15 protein-coding genes and 2 pseudogenes are annotated in these 18,074 nt (G+C 62.2%); 10 read left to right on the forward strand and 7 right to left on the reverse strand.

Annotation, left to right across the window (positions count from 1 at the left end):
- The first annotated feature begins 14 nt into the window (after positions 1 to 14).
- The 4 genes from MF410_RS31505 (at position 15) to MF410_RS31520 (ending at position 4,311) form a co-directional block, all read left to right on the forward strand.
- Entirely contained in the window at positions 15 to 989 is a 975-nt protein-coding gene (locus MF410_RS31505) for a sialic acid TRAP transporter substrate-binding protein SiaP (RefSeq protein WP_097624315.1), read from the forward strand.
- A 294-nt stretch (positions 990 to 1,283) separates the two neighbouring features.
- Positions 1,284 to 1,856 (forward strand): TRAP transporter small permease, encoded by a 573-nt coding sequence (locus MF410_RS31510; RefSeq protein WP_003592221.1) that lies wholly within the window; start codon positions 1,284 to 1,286, stop codon positions 1,854 to 1,856.
- Between the two features lie 4 nt (positions 1,857 to 1,860).
- Positions 1,861 to 3,267 (forward strand): TRAP transporter large permease, encoded by a 1,407-nt coding sequence (locus MF410_RS31515; RefSeq protein ID WP_222148691.1) that lies wholly within the window; start codon positions 1,861 to 1,863, stop codon positions 3,265 to 3,267.
- A 9-nt stretch (positions 3,268 to 3,276) separates the two neighbouring features.
- On the forward strand, positions 3,277 to 4,311 hold the full coding sequence (locus tag MF410_RS31520; protein WP_097624496.1) for an L-idonate 5-dehydrogenase: 1,035 nt from the start codon (positions 3,277 to 3,279) through the stop codon (positions 4,309 to 4,311).
- A 19-nt stretch (positions 4,312 to 4,330) separates the two neighbouring features.
- Here the strand turns inward: MF410_RS31520 and MF410_RS31525 are convergent.
- The 3 genes and pseudogenes from MF410_RS31525 to MF410_RS31535 form a co-directional block, all read right to left on the reverse strand.
- Positions 4,331 to 5,676, reverse strand: a pseudogene (locus MF410_RS31525) (FAD-binding oxidoreductase).
- A 1-nt stretch (position 5,677) separates the two neighbouring features.
- Complete coding sequence (locus MF410_RS31530) at positions 5,678 to 6,565, reverse strand: dihydrodipicolinate synthase family protein (protein ID WP_239620865.1); 888 nt, start codon at positions 6,563 to 6,565, stop codon at positions 5,678 to 5,680.
- A gap of 72 nt (positions 6,566 to 6,637) precedes the next feature.
- Positions 6,638 to 7,333: a GntR family transcriptional regulator gene (locus MF410_RS31535; RefSeq protein ID WP_097624319.1), complete on the reverse strand. Its 696-nt coding sequence runs from the start codon at positions 7,331 to 7,333 to the stop codon at positions 6,638 to 6,640.
- Between the two features lie 212 nt (positions 7,334 to 7,545).
- Between MF410_RS31535 and MF410_RS31540 the strand changes: the two genes are divergently transcribed.
- Positions 7,546 to 7,743, forward strand: coding sequence for a hypothetical protein (locus MF410_RS31540; protein ID WP_222148688.1), 198 nt, complete (start codon positions 7,546 to 7,548; stop codon positions 7,741 to 7,743).
- Positions 7,744 to 7,790: 47 nt separating this feature from the next.
- On the opposite strand, the gene MF410_RS31545 is transcribed toward MF410_RS31540, so the two are convergent.
- Positions 7,791 to 9,098 carry a GGDEF domain-containing protein gene (locus tag MF410_RS31545; protein ID WP_239620866.1) on the reverse strand — a complete coding sequence of 436 codons (1,308 nt, stop codon included), beginning with the start codon at positions 9,096 to 9,098 and terminating at the stop codon, positions 7,791 to 7,793.
- 152 nt (positions 9,099 to 9,250) lie between these two features.
- Here MF410_RS31545 and MF410_RS31550 point away from each other — a divergent pair, with 152 nt between their 5' ends.
- Positions 9,251 to 10,921 carry an HWE histidine kinase domain-containing protein gene (locus tag MF410_RS31550; RefSeq protein ID WP_222135114.1) on the forward strand — a complete coding sequence of 557 codons (1,671 nt, stop codon included), beginning with the start codon at positions 9,251 to 9,253 and terminating at the stop codon, positions 10,919 to 10,921.
- 86 nt (positions 10,922 to 11,007) lie between these two features.
- Here MF410_RS31550 and MF410_RS31555 read toward each other — a convergent pair.
- Together MF410_RS31555 and MF410_RS31560 are read right to left on the reverse strand one after the other, a co-directional pair.
- Positions 11,008 to 11,527: pseudogene (locus tag MF410_RS31555) on the reverse strand (hypothetical protein).
- A 311-nt stretch (positions 11,528 to 11,838) separates the two neighbouring features.
- Positions 11,839 to 12,303: an Lrp/AsnC family transcriptional regulator gene (locus MF410_RS31560; protein ID WP_097624323.1), complete on the reverse strand. Its 465-nt coding sequence runs from the start codon at positions 12,301 to 12,303 to the stop codon at positions 11,839 to 11,841.
- A 126-nt stretch (positions 12,304 to 12,429) separates the two neighbouring features.
- Between MF410_RS31560 and alr the strand changes: the two genes are divergently transcribed.
- From alr to MF410_RS31575, 3 genes are all read left to right on the forward strand, one after another.
- Positions 12,430 to 13,560 carry an alanine racemase gene (gene alr, locus MF410_RS31565; protein WP_222135113.1) on the forward strand — a complete coding sequence of 377 codons (1,131 nt, stop codon included), beginning with the start codon at positions 12,430 to 12,432 and terminating at the stop codon, positions 13,558 to 13,560.
- 31 nt (positions 13,561 to 13,591) lie between these two features.
- A complete protein-coding gene (locus MF410_RS31570; RefSeq protein ID WP_222135112.1) occupies positions 13,592 to 14,842 on the forward strand; it encodes a D-amino acid dehydrogenase in 1,251 nt (416 codons plus the stop codon).
- Positions 14,843 to 14,923: 81 nt separating this feature from the next.
- On the forward strand, positions 14,924 to 15,943 hold the full coding sequence (locus MF410_RS31575; RefSeq protein WP_222135111.1) for an AraC family transcriptional regulator: 1,020 nt from the start codon (positions 14,924 to 14,926) through the stop codon (positions 15,941 to 15,943).
- A gap of 69 nt (positions 15,944 to 16,012) precedes the next feature.
- On the opposite strand, the gene MF410_RS31580 is transcribed toward MF410_RS31575, so the two are convergent.
- Positions 16,013 to 17,347 carry an aspartate aminotransferase family protein gene (locus MF410_RS31580; RefSeq protein WP_239620867.1) on the reverse strand — a complete coding sequence of 445 codons (1,335 nt, stop codon included), beginning with the start codon at positions 17,345 to 17,347 and terminating at the stop codon, positions 16,013 to 16,015.
- A 142-nt stretch (positions 17,348 to 17,489) separates the two neighbouring features.
- Between MF410_RS31580 and MF410_RS31585 the strand changes: the two genes are divergently transcribed.
- On the forward strand, positions 17,490 to 18,038 hold the full coding sequence (locus tag MF410_RS31585; protein WP_054184486.1) for a cupin domain-containing protein: 549 nt from the start codon (positions 17,490 to 17,492) through the stop codon (positions 18,036 to 18,038).
- The last annotated feature ends 36 nt before the right edge of the window (positions 18,039 to 18,074 follow it).

The following is an 18,074-nucleotide window of genomic DNA, read 5'->3' on the forward strand; positions in this document are numbered from 1 at the left end:
GGGAGGAGAGAGCGATGAAGAGCAGACTAGCAACGATACTTTGCACCGCAGCCGCGATCATGGCGACGACGGCGGTCGCACATGCCCAAACGGTACTGAAATGGGCGCATGTCTATGAAACCTCCGAGCCCTTCCACACGGATTCCGTTTGGGCTGCAGAAGAGATCGCCAAGCGCACCGACGGGCGTTACAAGATCGAGGTCTATCCGGCCTCGCAGCTCGGCAAGGAAGCCGACATCAATCAGGGTCTCAAGCTCGGCACGGTCGACATCATCATCTCGGGATCGAGCTTTGCCGCACGCGACTACAAGCCGATCGGCGTGACTTACTTCCCCTATATTTTCCGCGGCCCCGATCACCTGATCGCCTACACCAAGAGCGATGTCTTCAAGCGCCTCGCCAAAGGCTATGAAGACAAGACCGGCAATCACATCGCTGCCGTCAGCTATTACGGCACGCGTCATACGACATCGAACAAGCCGATTGCCAAATGCGCCGACATGCAGGGCCTGAAGATCCGCGTGCCCGACGTTCCGGCCTATCTCGCCATGCCGCGCGCCTGCGGCGCCAACACGACGCCGATCGCCTTTGCCGAAGTCTATCTCGCTCTGCAGAACGGCACGGTCGAAGCGCAGGAAAATCCGCTGACGACGATCGAGGCGAAGAAGTTCTACGAAGTCCAGAAGAACATCATCCTGACCGGCCATATCGTCGATCACCTCAACACCGTGATCTCGAAACAGCTGTGGGCGAAGCTTTCCGACGAGGACAAGAAGATCTTCGGCGAGGTGATGCAGGAGGCCGCCGAGCGTACGACCAAGACGATTGCCGGCAAGGAAAACAGCCTCGTCGCGACCTTCAAGGAAAAGGGTCTCAACGTTGCCGAGGTCGACAAATCAGACTTCGAAAAGAACGTGATGGAAAAGGTGAAGTTCGAGGACTTCGGCTACGAGAAGGCCGATTGGGAAGCCATCCGCGCGATCCAGTAAGGGTCTGGTCCGTTCGCGCCTGCGGCCGCCCCTCACCCTAACCCTCTCCCCGTTTTGACGGGGAGAGGGGACGTGCCCTGCGAGACGTTGGCGAGGGACGGAGACGTTGCCGCATACCCCCTTCGCCCCGTTTACGGGGGTCCGAAGGACGGGTCGAGACCCGTGGCTCGACCCCGGTCGGTGCCGGCAGGCGGATGAGGGGCCACGCCTCCAGCAAGGAACAAGGCTTATCGACAAACCGAAGGTCGCGCCTACACGCCGCGCCCCATCCTCCGCAACCGGAAAAGGCCGATCATGTCGCAAGAAATTCATACGCCAATCACGGCCGAGGAGATCGGTCACGAGTTCGAGGGCCACGCGCCGACAGCGAACATGTCGGACTACGCCATTGAAGACTGGATCACGCTGATCGTCTTCTGGCTGATGGCGGGCTGCGTCTTCCTCCAGTTCTTCACGCGCTATGTGCTGAACGACAGCTATGCATGGACCGAGGAGATCGCGATCAACTGCCTGATCGGGGTCGTCTTCTTAGGCGCCGTCATGTGCGTGCGCACCTCGCGGCATATCCAGGTGGACGTGTTCTATCACTATATGCCGGCAGGGCTGGCGCGCGTGCTCGCCACTTTCGTCGACATCGTCCGCATCGGCTTCTTCGCCTATGGCTGCCACCTGATGTGGCGCTATGTCGATATCGTCGCCGACGAGCAGATGGTTACCGTCGAGCTGCCGCGCAACATCGTCTTCTACTCCGTGCTCGTCGCCTTCGTGCTGATGCTGATCCGCGCGGTCATCGTCTTCATCGCCAATATGCGCCGCGGCTACTCCGTTCTGGAGCGCCCCGAAGAATTCCAGACTGTCGAGGGTTGATCCGATGCTGCTGCTGCTTGGTTCATTTCTGGTGCTGATGCTGATCGGCGTGCCGGTCGCCATTTCGATGGCCGTCGCATCCGTGCTGTATATCGTCCTTTACGGCGTGGCGCCCGACATTATCGTCGCCCAGCGCATGATCGCCGGCGTCGAAAGCTTCCCGCTGCTCGCCGTTCCCTTCTTCATCCTGGCGGGCAATCTGATGAACTCGGCGGGTGTGACTGGCCGCATCTATTCCTTCGCGGTCGCCCTCGTCGGCTGGATGAAGGGCGGGCTGGCGCAGGTCAATATCATTGGCTCCGTCATCTTCTCCGGCATGTCCGGCACCGCACTTGCCGATGCGGCCGGCATCGGCACGATCGAGATCAAGGCGATGAAGGATCACGGCTATCCCGTCGAGGCTGCCGTCGGCGTGACGGCGGCCTCTGCCACGCTCGGGCCGATCTTCCCGCCGTCGCTGCCCTTCGTCATCTATGGCATGATGGCGAACGTCTCGATCGGCGCGCTTTTCATGGCCGGTATCCTGCCCGGCGTCGTCATGACGCTGTTGATGATGATCACCGTTGCCGCCTTCGCCTACAAGAAGCGCTGGGGCTCCGACGCGCCCTTCGATATCAGGCAGCTGCTGTCGGCTGGCATCGAAATCGTCGTTGTCCTGATGGTGCCTGTGGCGATCTATCTGATGATGCGGGCCGGCCTATCGATGAATGCCGCGGCCGGCATCGCCCTTCTCTTGCTTCTGGCGCTCGACTGGTATTTCGGCTTTTCCGCCGTCATGGCGCTGATGACTCCGGTCATCCTGATCGGCGGCATGACGATGGGCTGGTTCACGCCGACGGAGGCCGCGGTTGCCGCCGTGCTCTGGTCGCTGTTCCTCGGCCTGGTACGCTACCGCACCATGACGTTTTCGACGCTCGCCAAGGCAAGCTTCGATACGATCGAGACGACGGCATCGGTTCTCTTCATCGTCACCGCCGCCTCGGTCTTCGCATGGCTGCTGACGGTCAGCCAGGCCGCCCAGCTGCTGTCGGATGCGATCCTGTCGATCACCGACAATAAATGGGTATTCCTGATCCTCGTGAACTTGCTGATGCTCTTCGTCGGCTGCTTCCTGGATACGATCGCAGCGATCACCATCCTCGTGCCGATCCTGCTGCCGATCGTCGCCAAATTCGGCATCGATCCGGTTCAGTTCGGCCTGATCATGACCCTGAACCTGATGATCGGGCTGTTGCATCCACCGCTCGGCATGGTGCTTTTCGTGCTGTCCAGGGTCGCGAAACTGTCGGTCGAACGCACCACCATGGCGATCCTGCCCTGGCTGGTGCCGCTCTTCCTGGCGCTGATTATGATTACCTTCATCCCCGCCGTGTCGCTCTGGCTGCCGCAGCAGCTCGGGCTGCTGCGATAGGAGCATATGATGCAGACACGTCTGGCACGGCTTTACCAGAAGGGCGATCTCAGGATCGAGACCGACACCGTTTCGGCCCCCGGTCCAGGCGAGGTGCTGCTCAAAATGGCAGCCGCAGGCATCTGCGGCTCCGACCTGCATTATTACCAGGACGGTGGTTTTGGGCCGGTCAGGGTGCGTGAGCCGATCATCCCAGGCCACGAGGCCTCGGGAACGGTAAGCCAGGCGGGGGAGGGCGTCGACCTTAAAGCCGGCGTGCTGGTGGCGGTCAATCCCAGCCAGCCCTGCAGACATTGCGAATATTGTGAGAAGGGCTTGCCGATCCACTGCCTTGAGATGCGCTTCATGGGCAGCGCCATGCGCCTGCCGCATGAGCAGGGCATGTTCCGGGAATGGCTGGTCGTGCCGGCCAAACAATGCTTCGAAGTGGGTGCCGCGACGACGGCCGCGGAAGCCGCGTGCAGCGAGCCCTTGTCCGTCTGCCTGCACGCTGCATCACGCGCCGGCGATATCATGGGCAAACGCGTCCTCATCACTGGTGCCGGCCCGATCGGCGCGCTGATGGTTGCCGCCGCTCGCTATCACGGTGCCGCCGAGATCGTGGTGACCGATCTTGCGGACGCGGCGCTGGAGAGGGCGAAGGCGATGGGCGCCAGCCGCGCGATCAATGTTTCCCGGGATGCGGCAGCACTTGCCGAATTCGAGACGGGCAAGGGCTATTTCGACCTCGTCTTCGAATGCTCGGCCGCCGCTCCGGCCATCCGCAGTGCGATCGCGGCCATCCGGCCGCGCGGCACGATCGTGCAGGTCGGGGTCGCGGGAGAGATCCCGATCCCGCTCAACGCCATCGTCGGCAAGGAGTTGCATATCCACGGCACGCAGCGCTTCCACGAGGAGTTCGCCACCGCTGTCGCGCTGATCTCAACCCGCAAGATCGATGTGCGGCCGATCATCAGCCACAGCCTGCCGCTGGAAGAGGCCACCGCAGCCTTCGCGCTTGCCGGCGATCGCACGGCCGCCTGTAAGGTGCAGCTTACGTTTTAGCGTAGGGCTCGGCTCCGCCTCACTCCGTCCCGGCCTGCCATTCGCGATAGGCGAGATGGATCTTCGCGCCGATTGTCGTCAGCGGCCGTGGCGGCAGTAAAACCGGTGCCGCCAGGCGGCTGTAGACACGGCCGAGTTCGGAATCGTGCCCGAGCACGCGTTCGGCCGCGGCCATGCCGGCGGCGGTGGAGTTCGATGCGCCGAGGCCGTTGCAGCCGCAGGCGGCGAAAACGCCGCGTTCGATTTCTCCGAAGGCCGGCACATGGTTGCGCGTCAGCGCCATCGCGCCTCCCCAGCGATACTGCATATCGACACCGGCGAGACCAGGAAAACGACGGGCGAATTTGCTGTCATGCAGACGGCCGGCGCTGCGAATGGCGGCATCGCTGATCTCGATGCCCGGATTGTAGCTGTAGCGCGATCGCACCAGGATCCGGTCGCCGCCGCCGGTGTTGATGCGCCGCACCGTCGTTCCCATCGGCAGCGCCGGGGTCGCCGCCCACTTCCTTTCGCCGCCAAGCCTTGCCGGATCGAACTCCTCCGTCAGGGAGGCATAGGTAAAGACATGCAGAAGACGCCCGCGAAAGAAACCGAAGCTTTCCGCATGGCCGTTATTGGCGAGGATGATCTTGCCCGCCAGCACCGATCCCTTCGGCGTCTTCACCAGCCAGCTATCGCCGGAGCGCTCGAAGGACAGGGCCGGCGTCCGCTCGAACAGCCGCACCGGTTCCTTCAGACAGTCGGCCACCCCTCTGACATAGGCGGCCGGCTGGATGATGATGGTGCCCGGCGAGAACAGAGCGGAGGTGAAGACCCCCGATCCGGTCACTGCCTCGATCTCTTGCCCCTTGAGCAGGCGATGCGCTTCCCCCATTTTCCCAAGCTGCAGCGAATAGGCTTCGAGATGCTTGTCGCCTTCCGTGCTCATCGCGATGCTGTAGCGGCCGCATGGGTCGAACAGTTCCTTCCCCAGCCGTTTTCGGCAGCGAGTTCGGTCGCGAGCGCAATGGCCGAACGCTGCAGGAGCACGGAGTCGCGGAACTTGCCTTCCAACTCGCCGCTGAAATCGTCGGAGGAAACCTCGTGGGGCAGGTCGATGATGAAGCCGGAATTGGCGCCGGCCGGACCTTCACTGATAATGCCCGCTTCGAGAACAGCGACCCGGACGGTCGGGTCGAGACGCGAAAGGCGGTGGGCCGCCGACAGGCCGGCAAAGCCGCCGCCGATGATCGCGACATCGACGCTGACCGCTTCGGAAAGTGCCGGGCGCGGCGCGCGCGGCGCAAGCGTCGCCACCCATCCCGACAGGCCCGCCCGTTTGGGAAGCCTCGATGCGACGAAGACGTTCTTTGCGGCCTCTCTCACGTCAGATCGCTTCCCGCTCCATAAGCGTTTCGAGGGAGTGCCGGAGAGCGGGAAGCTTTTCCGGGGCAAGGGCGCGCAGCGGCTTTCTCGGGGCGCCCGCGCCATAGCCGATCAGCTCGGCGGCTGCGTAGACGGACTGCACGTAATCGCCCTCCCAGATCAGGCCCATGGCCGGCTCCAGGATTTTCCAGAGCGCGCGGACCTCGTCCCATTTGCGCTGAGCGGCCGCCGCAACGAGCGCAACGCAGGTTTTCGGCGCGAAGTTCGCGCCGCCCCAGATCAGGCCGTCGCATCCGGCATAGAGCGCATAGGGGACGAGTGGGTCGGCGCCGTTCATGACGAAGCGGCCGGTGCGTATGAGGGCTGCCTGTTTTCCCAGATCCCCGCTGCTGTCCTTGACGGCTGAAAAGCCTGGAATGTCGTTCAGCTTATCCAAGAGCTCCGGCGTGATGGCGACGCCGACCGCCTGGGGCACGTTATAGCCGATGACCGGAAGGCCAGCCTTGGCGACCTCGGCGTAGAAATCGAGAATGCCCTGGTCGTCGGTCGGCCCTTCGAAGAAGGGCGGAAGCACCATGACGCCTTCGGCGCCGGCGTCGCGGGCGCGGGCGGTCCGCTCGACGACATCTTCCACCAGCAGCGCCGAGGCCTGGGCGATCACCTTGGCGCGGCCATTGACGATCTTCGCGCCGCGACGGACCAGTTCCTCGGATTCTTGTTTGGAGAGATAGACATGCATGCCGGTTCCCGAGCTGAACAGGAAGCTGTCGATGCCTGCGGCGAGATAGTGTTCGACATTGACTTCGAGCCGTCCATAATCGATGCGGCCGGCATCGTCGAACGGGGTGGTGATTGCGAGATTGAGTCCTGGAAAGGGAAAGGCGGTCATTGATGGAAATCCCGTTGCGTTAGGCCGAAGGTCGATCTGGATTGTCTTGAGCTGCGTGTCTGATTGCCTGACCTAGAGGGTCGGCGCCTGCAGTCCCTCAGGGGCGGCGTACATCGCCATGTTCCGCCTGGAGAGTTCGATATGGAGCCGCGCTAGCTCGCCGGAGGCCTCGGCGTCACGCCGCTCGATGACCTCGATCATCTCGTCGTGCTGAGCCGACGCCAACTCCAGTTCTTCCTGCATGCGCGGCGTGTTCGGGTGCTGGTAGAAGATCTTGCCGATCCTTGCGTGGTCGATCTGCAGGCGGCGCAGGCTCGGAACGACGTAGACATTGTGAGCCATCTCGCCGATCTGGCGGTGGAACTGATCATTGTAGAATACCCGGCCCTCGACATCGCAATCATCGACCGCCTTCCGGAAGGCGCGCTGGATCTCTCTGAGAACCTCCAGTTCCGCAGTCGTCCGGTTCTCGGCCGCGAGCTTGTTGGCGGTAATGTAGATCATCGGCGCGAGCAGGAAAAAGTCGCGCAGCGAGTTGTAGCTCATGGAGCTGACACGGGCGGCGCGGTTCGCCTCAAGCTCGATATAGCCCTCGCCAGCCATCTGCCGCATCAGCTCGCGCACCGGCGGACGTGAAAGCCCGAATTCCTCGCTCAAGGCCACTTCATCAAGCACCGCACCCGGAGGCAGCTGCATCGTCAGGATACGCCTGCGCAGTGCGAGTTCGAGGCTGGACTTGCGGTCCGGAATGGCGACTTCGGCATTCATATCTCAGCTTGCCTCATAATTTCTTTAGAAGACATTATGTAGACATACGGTTGCCGTCAAGTCTTGATTGCTCTGGGGGGTGTCGGAGCCTGCAAATCGCGGGTTGCTCACGTGAAAGTGCGACACGCACGGAAACAAAAGCGGACCCGGCCTGTTACCGCTGAACCCGCGCAGGCATTCCTGGCCGGGCGTGCACCGCATGGGAGCAGGATATGGATATAGCAACGCAGTGGGCTCTTCTTCTCGGCGCTCTGACGCTGGCGAGCTGGATCGCGGGCGGGCTGACGGCCGTCTTCGGAAATGTGGAACCCGGTCATCGGCAAAAGGCAGTGGGATATCTGATCTTCGGGCTCAACGCTGCCAGCCTCGTCTCGGCGGCTGCCATGGTTGCGATCCTGGTCATCCGATGAATGTCGATCAGCCGGGTGGCAGGTCGGAATTCGGGCCACACCCTGTTCTAGCGTCGGGCGGCGATCTGCTCGGTGGCGGAAGGTGCAGCCTGGTGCGGCCGGCGAAAGACGCAGACCTGGTTCCGGCCGGCTTCCTTGGCGCGGTAGAGAGCCATGTCGGCCTCGTGCTGGAGAGCGGCCAGCGAAATGTCGGTGTCGAGCGCCGATTTCAAGGCGACTCCGACGCTCAACGTGACCGAGGGGCCAACACCGGAGGACGGATTCGGAAGGGCAGCGGCTTCCACGCTCTCGCGTATTCGCGTGGCCACCGCGATGGCTTCGTCTTCGTCGACATCCGGAAGCACGATCAGGAATTCCTCGCCGCCATGGCGCGAGACCAGGTCGCGATCGGCGCGCACGCAGCTCTGGATGATGCCGGCAACCTTGACGAGGCAGCGGTCGCCCTCGCCATGGCCGAGCTTATCGTTCAGCGCCTTGAAGTGATCGATATCGCACATGAGCATGGCTGCGACGACGCCGGCTTCACCGTCGTTGCGCCACAGGCCCTCAAGCGTTTCCATCATCCAGCGGCGGTTGGCGATCCCCGTCAGCGGATCGGTTCTGGCCAGCCGCTCCAGTCGGGCGTTTGCATCGGCCAGTTCTGCAACCCGGCGCTGGTCCCTGCAGTCTAGCAGAAATGTCTTCTGCGCCAGGATGTTCATCGTGCGCCGGGCAACCACGGTGGCGATGATCCCGCAGGAAAAGAACAGGGTCGCGGCGGCGACGCTGCCGGCGTCCAGGATCGGGTTGTGCCATTGAAGGATGAAATAGAGACAAAGGGCATAACAGGCGATGGCAACCGTCCACGCCAGCGGCACGCTGAAGATGGTGATTGCGCTCGTCGCGACGAACAGCATGATGCTCAAATGCCGCTCGTAAAATTCACCGCCGGCAAAGACGCCGACAAGTGCCACCGATAGAAGAATAAGGCACATTCCCACAAGCAGCGATGCGCGCTGTACCACCGCCGCGCGCGGCTTGCTCCAGACGAGCGCTGTCAAAATCGCCGCCGGCGGCAAAAGGCAGGCGGGAGCGACCATCGACAGCACGACCTGTGGGGGAAGCAGAATAGCGTTCAGCGCCAGCGTCAGGATATCGACGAATGCCACCCCTATCATCCAGGACCGGATGACCTTCGCGGTCTGCCGCCATGACTTTTCGTCATATCGGCGGCGCAGATCCCCCGTCAGGCGGATATCGCGGGTTCTGCCCGATAAAAGACGTTCGACCTCATCGGCCATCGCACCATTCAGTGGCCGCAACGAGAAGGATCCGGCGGCAGAACCTTCGGAGGACGTGCTTTTGGCATCATTCATCCTTGGATTATGTAGCCGCGATCGGAGGCTCGGCAAGGCGCACGCCCGGATGTCCTGATTCGTATGTTGATATTTTGTAAACAAGATTCCCTGCGTGATCTGGGCCAGATCGTCCCGATCATGCTACGAACCCTCGTCCGAGAGGGAACAGGATGAGACTCAAGCTGGTTGCAGTTGCGGTCGCGGCGCTGGCGCCCGTGGTCGCGATGCTCGCATACAACGAAGTCGCGCTCCGCCATCAGCGCAACGAAGAGGTGCGCGCGTCCGCAGCACAGGCTGCAAGGCAGGCGTCGTCGGAAGTCGAACGGATCGTGGAGGGCCTGCATGCCCTTCTGGTGTCGGTGTCCGCCATGCCTTCCGTCCGGCATCTCGACATCCAGGCGTGCAACGAGGCTCTCAAATCGGTTGCCGAAAGCATTCCGAACATCCGGACCATCTTCGTCGTCAGGCTCGACGGGCGGCCGGTCTGCGGGAGCATGGCTTTTCCGGACGGCGTGGTGTTCTCCGATCGCGATTACTTCAAGCAGACGCTCGAGACCAAAGACTTTTCCGTCGGCACCTATACGCAGAGCCGCCTTTCCGACCGCCCCGTCCTGCCGCTCGCAATGCCTTTGATCGAAGGCGAGAGCGTCAAGGCCCTCATCGTCAGCGGTATCAGGCTGGACTGGCTGCAAAACCGCATCACCGAGCGCGGCGTCGCTCCCGGTAACGCGGTGACGATCGCCGACGGCAAGGGAACCATCGTCGCGCGCGTTCCCCTTCCGGAACAGTTCGTCGGCACGGTCATACCCGACGAATACCAGCACCTGATCCACGCTGAACAGCCCGATGTGATCGAGGTGACGAGCCAGGACGGAACCGTGCGCATCCTCGGCTATCGCCCGATAGCGCTGCCGTCCAGCCCCCTCTATGTCAGCGCCGGCTTCTCGAAACCGGAAGCTTTCGCGCCGATCAACCGGGCGACGCTGATGAATACGCTCGCCATCATCGGCGGGGCACTTTTCGCCTTTCTGGCCGCGATCTTCATCGGCAACCGCTTCATTCTCGCGCCGATCTCCAGGATCGCGGAGGTGATGGAGAAGTGGCGCAATGGCCAGACGACGGCGCGCACCGGCATGACGGGGCCGGACGAACTGGACATCGTCGGCGCGACCTTCGACCGGTTGCTCGACGAACTCGATGAGCGGAGACGCCGGAACGAACAGGCGGAGGAGGAGCGAACCCTGCTCGTCCGCGAGATGGCGCACCGGGTCAAGAATGGCTTCGCTCTCGTTCAGGCGATCGCCCGGCAGACCTTTTCGCGCTCCAATCCGGAAAGCTACAACGCCTTTGCAGAAAGGCTCGCCGCACTTGCCGGCACATATGATCTCATCCTGTCACGGGAGGGGTCGGCCGCCCCCATCCGGGAAATCATCTCCGCCGCCTTGCGGGCGCACATCGCCTCGCAGGAACGCATTCGTCTCGATGGCCCCGACGTGATTCTTCCGGCCGATATCGCCCTGCCGCTTTCCCTCGTGCTCCACGAGTTGGCGACCAATGCAACGAAGTACGGAAGCCTTGGAAGCGAGCAGGGAACCGTCGCCGTCGAATGGAAGCACGATGACGGCCGCGTCCTCCTTGTATGGACGGAAACCGGCGGGCCGCCGGTTTTGACGCCGACAAAAAGAGGCTTCGGCTCCGTCCTCATAGAGCGGGCCTTTTCCTCCAAGGCGCAGGCGCAATCCAGATCGGATTACAGGTCCGAAGGGCTCGTCTTCGAAGTTGTCTTCTTAACCGGGGAACCCGCAGCGAAGACGGAAGTCGAAGTCCCGATAGGGACATAGTGCCTTCGAGCAGATATGCCGGAAGCATGGCCGGTTTGAAACCAGCCAGGATGCCCATCGCCCGCCGACACTCCGGCTGGACATTCCTATCTTCCCGCTGCAGGGGGGCGTTGCAAATCGATGCGGTCTCGTCACCACGGATTTGCCCGACGTCGGGTCCTGATCGACCGTTTGAAGCCGAAGCCTGTCCTGTCCGACTTTCTCGATCATCAACGTCGCGTTTCGGTCGCCATTGACCACGCGAGCCCAGGTCACTCGAAGATTGAGCGCGTCGCCCTGCCTGCTGCCGACCAGTTTGGAAGGCTGTCCCGATGGCCCGATGTAGTTGCCGGTGTATCGTTGTCCCAATGCCTTGACGTTGGCCGAGAACGCTCTTGTGAAAACCGCAAGGCCGCGGCATTTCCCGTTCATCGAGACTGCGGATTCACTCGCGTCTGATTTGAGCGTGCAGGAAACATTGAAGTTCGTGCCGCCGATCTTGGTGAGAACCATACCGGTCCCGCGCCAATCGCCCGCCAGGGATCGCAAGAATCCCGACTCCGACGCCTTTGCTGTGTGAGGCAGGCAGGACAGCGAGAATATAGCAGCGATCAGAACAGCACGCATGATAGCCTCCCCGTTTAAGCTACCAAACCGCTGAACGCTGCCGATTGTTCCGTAGAGATTCAGGCTCTAGCCGGCACCGCAGCCCAACAATCCGCCGCTGACGAGCGATCCGCAAGGCTGCGGCGTTGAGAATTGATAGAGGCCCGCTGATGGTGCTCGGTCGCGCAATCAAAAACTCCCCGCCTCGAACCTTCGCGCAAGACGGAGAGAGGGATCGTTTTCGAGCCGGAATTCGGCTTTCATTGGCAGGCAGTCAGACCACCCGGATTTCGAATGGCGGCAAAACCGACGCCGTGTTTGGTGATCGCGTTTTAATGCCTGCCTCTGGTGCGCGTCGCCAGAACATTGCGGATCGAGAAGCTGGAATGAATCCGGAGGACGCCCGGTAGGGTCGACAGTATTTCCTTGTGGATGCGCTCGAATTCGCCCGGACTGGCGACCTCCACGCGCAGGAGATAGTCGGAACCGCCCGTCATCAGAAAACATTCCCGGATCTCGGGATGCCGGCGGACCGCCGCCTCGAAGCGATCGAGATGGTCCTCCGTCTGTCGCTCGAGCGTGATGTTGATGATCACGGCGATCATCTCGTCCGCATTGCCGGGGTCCACCAGCGCCGTATAGCCGCGGATCACCCCTGACTTTTCCATGATCTTGATGCGCCTGAGGCAGGCGGACGGCGACAGGCCGATCTCGGCGGCGAGCTTGGCATTGCTCATGCGGGCGTCGAGGCGCAGCAGTCTCAGGATATTGCGATCGATCGAGTCGAGAGCGGTCATGATAGATTATACCAAAAGTTCGCCGATTATGCGGATAATAAGCAAATAATGCCGTAAGAAGCTGCTGAATGCTAGGCAATTTCGCGCATTGTTTCATAAACTTTCCTGAGATCGAGAGGGATGGACATGGATAGCGATATTTTGGTTTCCCGCACACGCACCACGACCGCAAAGGGAGCCACGGGCCATCTGACGATCGATCTTGCCGCGCTCGGCCGCAACTACCGCAAGCTCGTATCGATGCTGGCGCCGGTCCGCGCCGGAGCCGTCGTCAAGGCCGACGCCTACGGCCTCGGCGCCGAGCGGGTCGCGGCAACGCTCTACGGCGAAGGCTGCCGGCATTTCTTCGTCGCCCAGTTCGTCGAGGCGGTCAGGCTGCGGCCGACCCTTGCGCATGACGCCCAGATTTTTGTGCTGAACGGCTTGCAGCCGGGCAACGAGATCGCCGGCGCCGAGAGGGGCATCGTGCCGGTTGTCAACTCGCTGGCCCAGTGGCGGCAATGGTCGGCGACGGCGCGGATGCTGAAGCGATGCCTGCCTGCCGTGCTGCAATTCGACACCGGCATGTCGCGGCTCGGCTTTCCCCGGGAAGAACGAGCCGAACTGGCGGCAGCGCTTGGCGACGGCAGCAATGTCGAAATCCTGTTCATCATGAGCCATCTCGCTTCGGCCGACGATATGGAGAGCGACCAGAACGGCGAACAGTTGGCCGAGATGTCCCGCATTGCCGATGAATTTCCCGGCCTCGACATGTCCTTCGCCAATTCCGGCGGAGTCTTCCTCGGTGATGCCTATCATGGTGTGCTCGCCCGCCCCGGCATCGCGCTTTACGGCGGCGCGCCCAACAATGGTGAGGCGAACCCGATGGAGCCGGTCGTCAGCCTCGATGTCGCCGTGGTGCAGACCCGCACCGTGCCGGCAGGCACCAAGGTCGGCTATGGCGGCGCGCATGTCACCCAGCGGGAGATGCGTCTCGCCACCATCGCCGCCGGCTATGCCGACGGTCTGCCCCGGACTCTCAGCGACCGCGGCGCCGTCTATGTCAACGGCATCCGCCTGCCGATCGTCGGCCGGGTCTCGATGGACAGCGTGACCGTCGACGTGTCGGCACTGCCCGAAGGCACGCTGACGCTGGGCAGTCTGGTCGAAGTGCTTGGCCCGAACCAGACGCTCGAGGACATCGCCGGCGATGCCGGCACCATATCTTACGAAATCCTAACCGCTCTGGGCGATCGTTACGACAGGCAATATCGCTGAGAGCCCGGCGGCTCCATCATTTGGGAAGATCATGAAAGTCATTGTTCTGGGTGCCGGTATCGTCGGCGTCACATCCGCTTATCAGCTAGCCAAATCAGGCCATGAGGTCACGGTCGTCGATCGGCAGACAGGCCCGGCGCTGGAAACGAGCTTTGCCAATGCCGGCGAAGTTTCCTTCGGTTATTGCTCGCCATGGGCAGCGCCCGGCATTCCGGCGAAAGCGATGAAGTGGCTGTTCATGAAACATGCGCCCCTCATCCTGCGCCCGAAGCTCGACATGGCCATGCTCTCCTGGATGGCGAGGATGCTGTCGAACTGCACCTCCGAGCGCTACGCGATCAACAAGAGCCGCATGCTGCGCCTTGCCGATTACAGCCGCATCGCGTTGGCCGACCTTCGCGCCGAGACCGGCATCGCCTATGACGAACGCATGCAGGGAACGCTGCAGCTCTTCCGCACGCAGCAGCAGCTCGAGGCCTCGGCCAAGGACGTCAAGGCGCTGGCGGCGGACGGCATTCCCTATGAGGTGCTGAACCGGGACGGCTGCATCCGCTTCGAGCCGGCATTGAAGCACGTGCGCGACAAGATCGTCGGCGGCCTGCTGACGCCGAAGGACGAAACCGGCGACTGCTTCAAATTCACCAATGCGCTGGCGGCCAAAGCCGAGGCACTCGGCGTCCGCTTTGCCTATGACACGACGATCAAGGCGCTGGATGTCGAGGCCGGCCGCGTACGCGGCGTCATCACCGATCGCGAACGGATGAGTGCGGATGCGGTGGTGGTTGCGCTCGGCAGCTATTCGCCGCTGCTGCTCAAGCCCTTCGGCATCAAATTGCCGGTCTATCCGGTGAAGGGCTATTCGCTCACCATCCCGATCACCGACGCGACGCGCGCTCCGGAATCGACCGTCATGGATGAAACCTTCAAGATCGCAATCACCCGGCTCGGGGACCGCATCCGCGTCGGCGGCATGGCTGAAATCTCGGGCTATACCAACGATCTCGGGTTCGCCCGCCGCAGCACGCTGGAACATTCGGTCACCGATCTGTTCCCCGGCGGCGATGTTTCCAAGGCGTCCTTCTGGTCCGGCCTGCGCCCGATGACGCCGGATGGCACGCCGGTCATCGGCCCGACGAAGATCAGCGGTCTCTTTCTCAACACCGGCCACGGCACGCTCGGCTGGACGATGAGCACCGGTTCGGCGCGGCTGATCAGCGATCTGGTCGGCGGTCGCACGCCTGAGATCGACGCGCGGGATCTCGCCATCAATCGATATGGCTGAAACCCGTCAAACGGCGCAAAATGCAAAGAAATGATTGCGGCCATCGCTTATTATCGATGGGCTTTGTCTTCGAGGTCATGAATGTCCGGTCGTTCCCTTATGCCCGCCAATGGCAGCTCCCTCCACGATCCGGCGAGGCAGAGCCCGCCGTTTTGGGAGACGGCGTTCAGCGGCACGGATCCGGACGCACTCTCGGAAATATTGTCGACGCCGAACTCTCCGATCAAGGCTGAGGCGAAAGCCGACGCACCCATCGCCTACCGCTGCAATTTCGTCGCGACGGAAGAGCTGGCCATTGCCGACTGCGCCTACGAAGGCACAATCTCGATCCGGCGGGAGGCGCCCAGTGGCAAGGTCATCATATTCCTGCCGATGGAGGGGGACGCCCTCTTCGATGCGGGCAAGGAGCATATCCATTCCGTTCCCGGCCGCGGCGCCATTCTCGGGGCGGGCCGCGTCTCGGGTGCCCGTCTGCTCGGCCCGCGCCGTCATCTCGGCCTGTTCATCGATCAAGCGAGGATCAACAGGCACCTGACACAGATGTTCGAGCGAACGATTATTGGCGACACGGATTTTCGTCCCTCTATCGATCTGACGACCGGTCCAGGGCTCGTGTTGCAGCAACTCGCCGCGAACCTCCATTATGGGCTCAGCGGCGACGGGCCGCTGCTGCAGTCGCCGCTGGCTCTGAACGCACTCTGCGACGCGACGATCTATCTGCTTCTGGAGACCTGTCCCCATCGCTATTCGGAGGCGCTTGCGCTTCCCGCTCCGGCCCCGGCTCCTCGCCATGTGAAATGGGCGATCGAATTCATGCAGGAATATATCGCCGAGCCGATCTCGCTCAACGACATCGCGACCGCAGCCAAGGTCAGCGTCCGCACTTTGCAACAGGGTTTCCGGCAGTTCAGAGATACCACGCCGATGGCCTACCTGCATGAAATCCGGATGCTTGCCGCCCATCGCGATCTGCTCGAATCCGGCACGCGACAGGCCGTCGCCGACATCGCGCTCCGATGGGGATTTACCCATCTCGGGCGATTTTCAGCAGAATACCGGAAGCGTTTCGGTCAACTGCCGTCACAGGCCCTCAAGCGCTGATCGCCATACTTGCAGCCGGGCGGTTCCGTCGGCGATTCAAATCGCCGACGAGGGACACCGGATGCAGGTCTATACCACGCGCTTCAGTGCATCGCCGATCGTCGAGACGATCGTGTCGATCTGGCTCTTCTCGATGATGAGCGGCGGCGAGAGCGCGATGATGTCGCCGGTCACGCGGATCAGCAGGCCCTTGTTGAAGCAGTCGACGAAGACGTCGTAGGCCCGGGTTCCCGGCGCGCCGTTGCGAGGCGCCAATTCGACCGCGCCGACCAGGCCGAGATTACGGATGTCGACGACATTGGGGAGGCCTTTCAGCGAATGCAGGGCTTCCTGCCAGTGCTCGGCCAGATCGGCCGCGCGCGTCAGCAGTCCTTCTTCCTCGTAGATTTCGAGGGTTGCAAGCCCGGCTGCGCAGGCGACCGGATGGCCGGAATAGGTATAGCCATGGAAGAGTTCGATCGCATTTTCCGGGCCGACCATCAGGCCGTCATAGATCTTGCGGCTGGCAAAGACTGCGCCCATCGGGATCGCCCCGTTGGTCAGCCCCTTTGCCGTGGTGACGAGATCCGGCACGACGCCGAAATAATCGACGGCGAAAGGCGTGCCGAGACGGCCGAAGCCGGTGATGACCTCGTCGAAGATCAGCAGGATGCCGTGCTTGTCGGCGGTTGCACGCAGCTTTTCCAGATAGCCTTTCGGCGGCAGGACGACGCCCGCCGATCCCGACATCGGTTCGACGATGACGGCGGCAATGGTTTCGGCGCCGTGCAACTGCACCAGGCGCTCCAGATCGTCGGACAGTTCCACGCCGTGGGCGGGAAGGCCCTTCGAAAAGGCATTGCGCTCGACGTCGAGCGTATGGCGCATATGGTCGGCCGGTATCTGCGGAAAGACCCGCCGGTTGTTGACGAGGCCGCCGACGGAAATGCCGCCGAAGCCGACGCCGTGATAACCCTTCTCGCGCCCGATGATGCGCGTGCGGGTGCCCTGGCCGATGGCACGCTGATAGGCGATGGCGATTTTCAGCGCCGTATCGACCGATTCCGAACCTGAGCCCGTGAAAAATACCCGGTCGAGCTTGCCGTCCGGTCCGCCCGGCGCGTTCGCGGCCAGCTTGGCGGCGAAGTCGAAGGCGATCGGATGGCCCATCTGGAAGGTCGGAGCATAGTCCATGGTAGAAAGCTGCCGTTCGACTGCCTGGGCGATCTTCTTGCGGCCATGGCCGGCATTGCAGCACCAGAGGCCGGCAGTGCCGTCCAGTACCTGGTTCCCGTCGACGTCGGTGTAATACATGCCCTCCGCTGCGGCCAGGAGGCGCGGCGTAGCCTTGAACTGCCGGTTCGCGGTGAACGGCATCCAGAAATTGTCGAGTATGGGCGCGTTCGGTTTGCTGATCTGGTCCATGCTGGCCTCCTATGGTTGGCGGTGAGAATGGCAATTTCTCCCAGTCAAACAAGTCCTTTTCTTCTGCGGTACAAGTCATTGAAACTGAACAGACGAGCGGATATGTTTTTCGATATTCTGGACAACATAAACGGACCGCATCATGTCAGTCGACATCGGCAGCCGCCTGCGTCATCTGCGCATCGCTCATAAGCTTTCCCAGCGTGAACTGGCCAAGCGCACCGGCGTGCCCAATTCAACGATTTCGCTGATCGAATCGAACGCCTCCAACCCTTCGGTCGGGGCCTTGAAGCGGATTCTGGACGGTATCCCGATCGGTCTGGCGGAGTTCTTCGCCTTTGAGCCCGAGCGTCCGAAGAAGGCTTTCTATGCGGCCGAAGAACTGGTGGAGATCGGCAAGGGCGCCATCTCCTACAGGCAGGTTGGAGAAAACCTGTTCGGGCGCAGCCTGCAAATGCTCAAGGAATGTTACCAGCCTGGCGCCGACACCGGTAAGATTCCGCTTGTTCACGAGGGGGAGGAGGGCGGGATCGTCCTCTCGGGAAGGCTTGAGGTGACCGTCGACGACGAGCGGCGTATCCTCGGGCCGGGGGATGCCTATTATTTCGAAAGCCGGCGGCCGCATCGGTTCCGCTGCGTCGGGCCGGTGCCCTGCGAAGTCATCAGCGCCTGCACGCCGCCGACGTTCTAGAGCATGATGCCGAAAAGTGTGAGCGGTTTTCGGACG

Source organism: Rhizobium sp. C104 (assembly GCF_022354505.1).
In the GTDB taxonomy this organism is placed as follows: domain Bacteria; phylum Pseudomonadota; class Alphaproteobacteria; order Rhizobiales; family Rhizobiaceae; genus Rhizobium; species Rhizobium redzepovicii.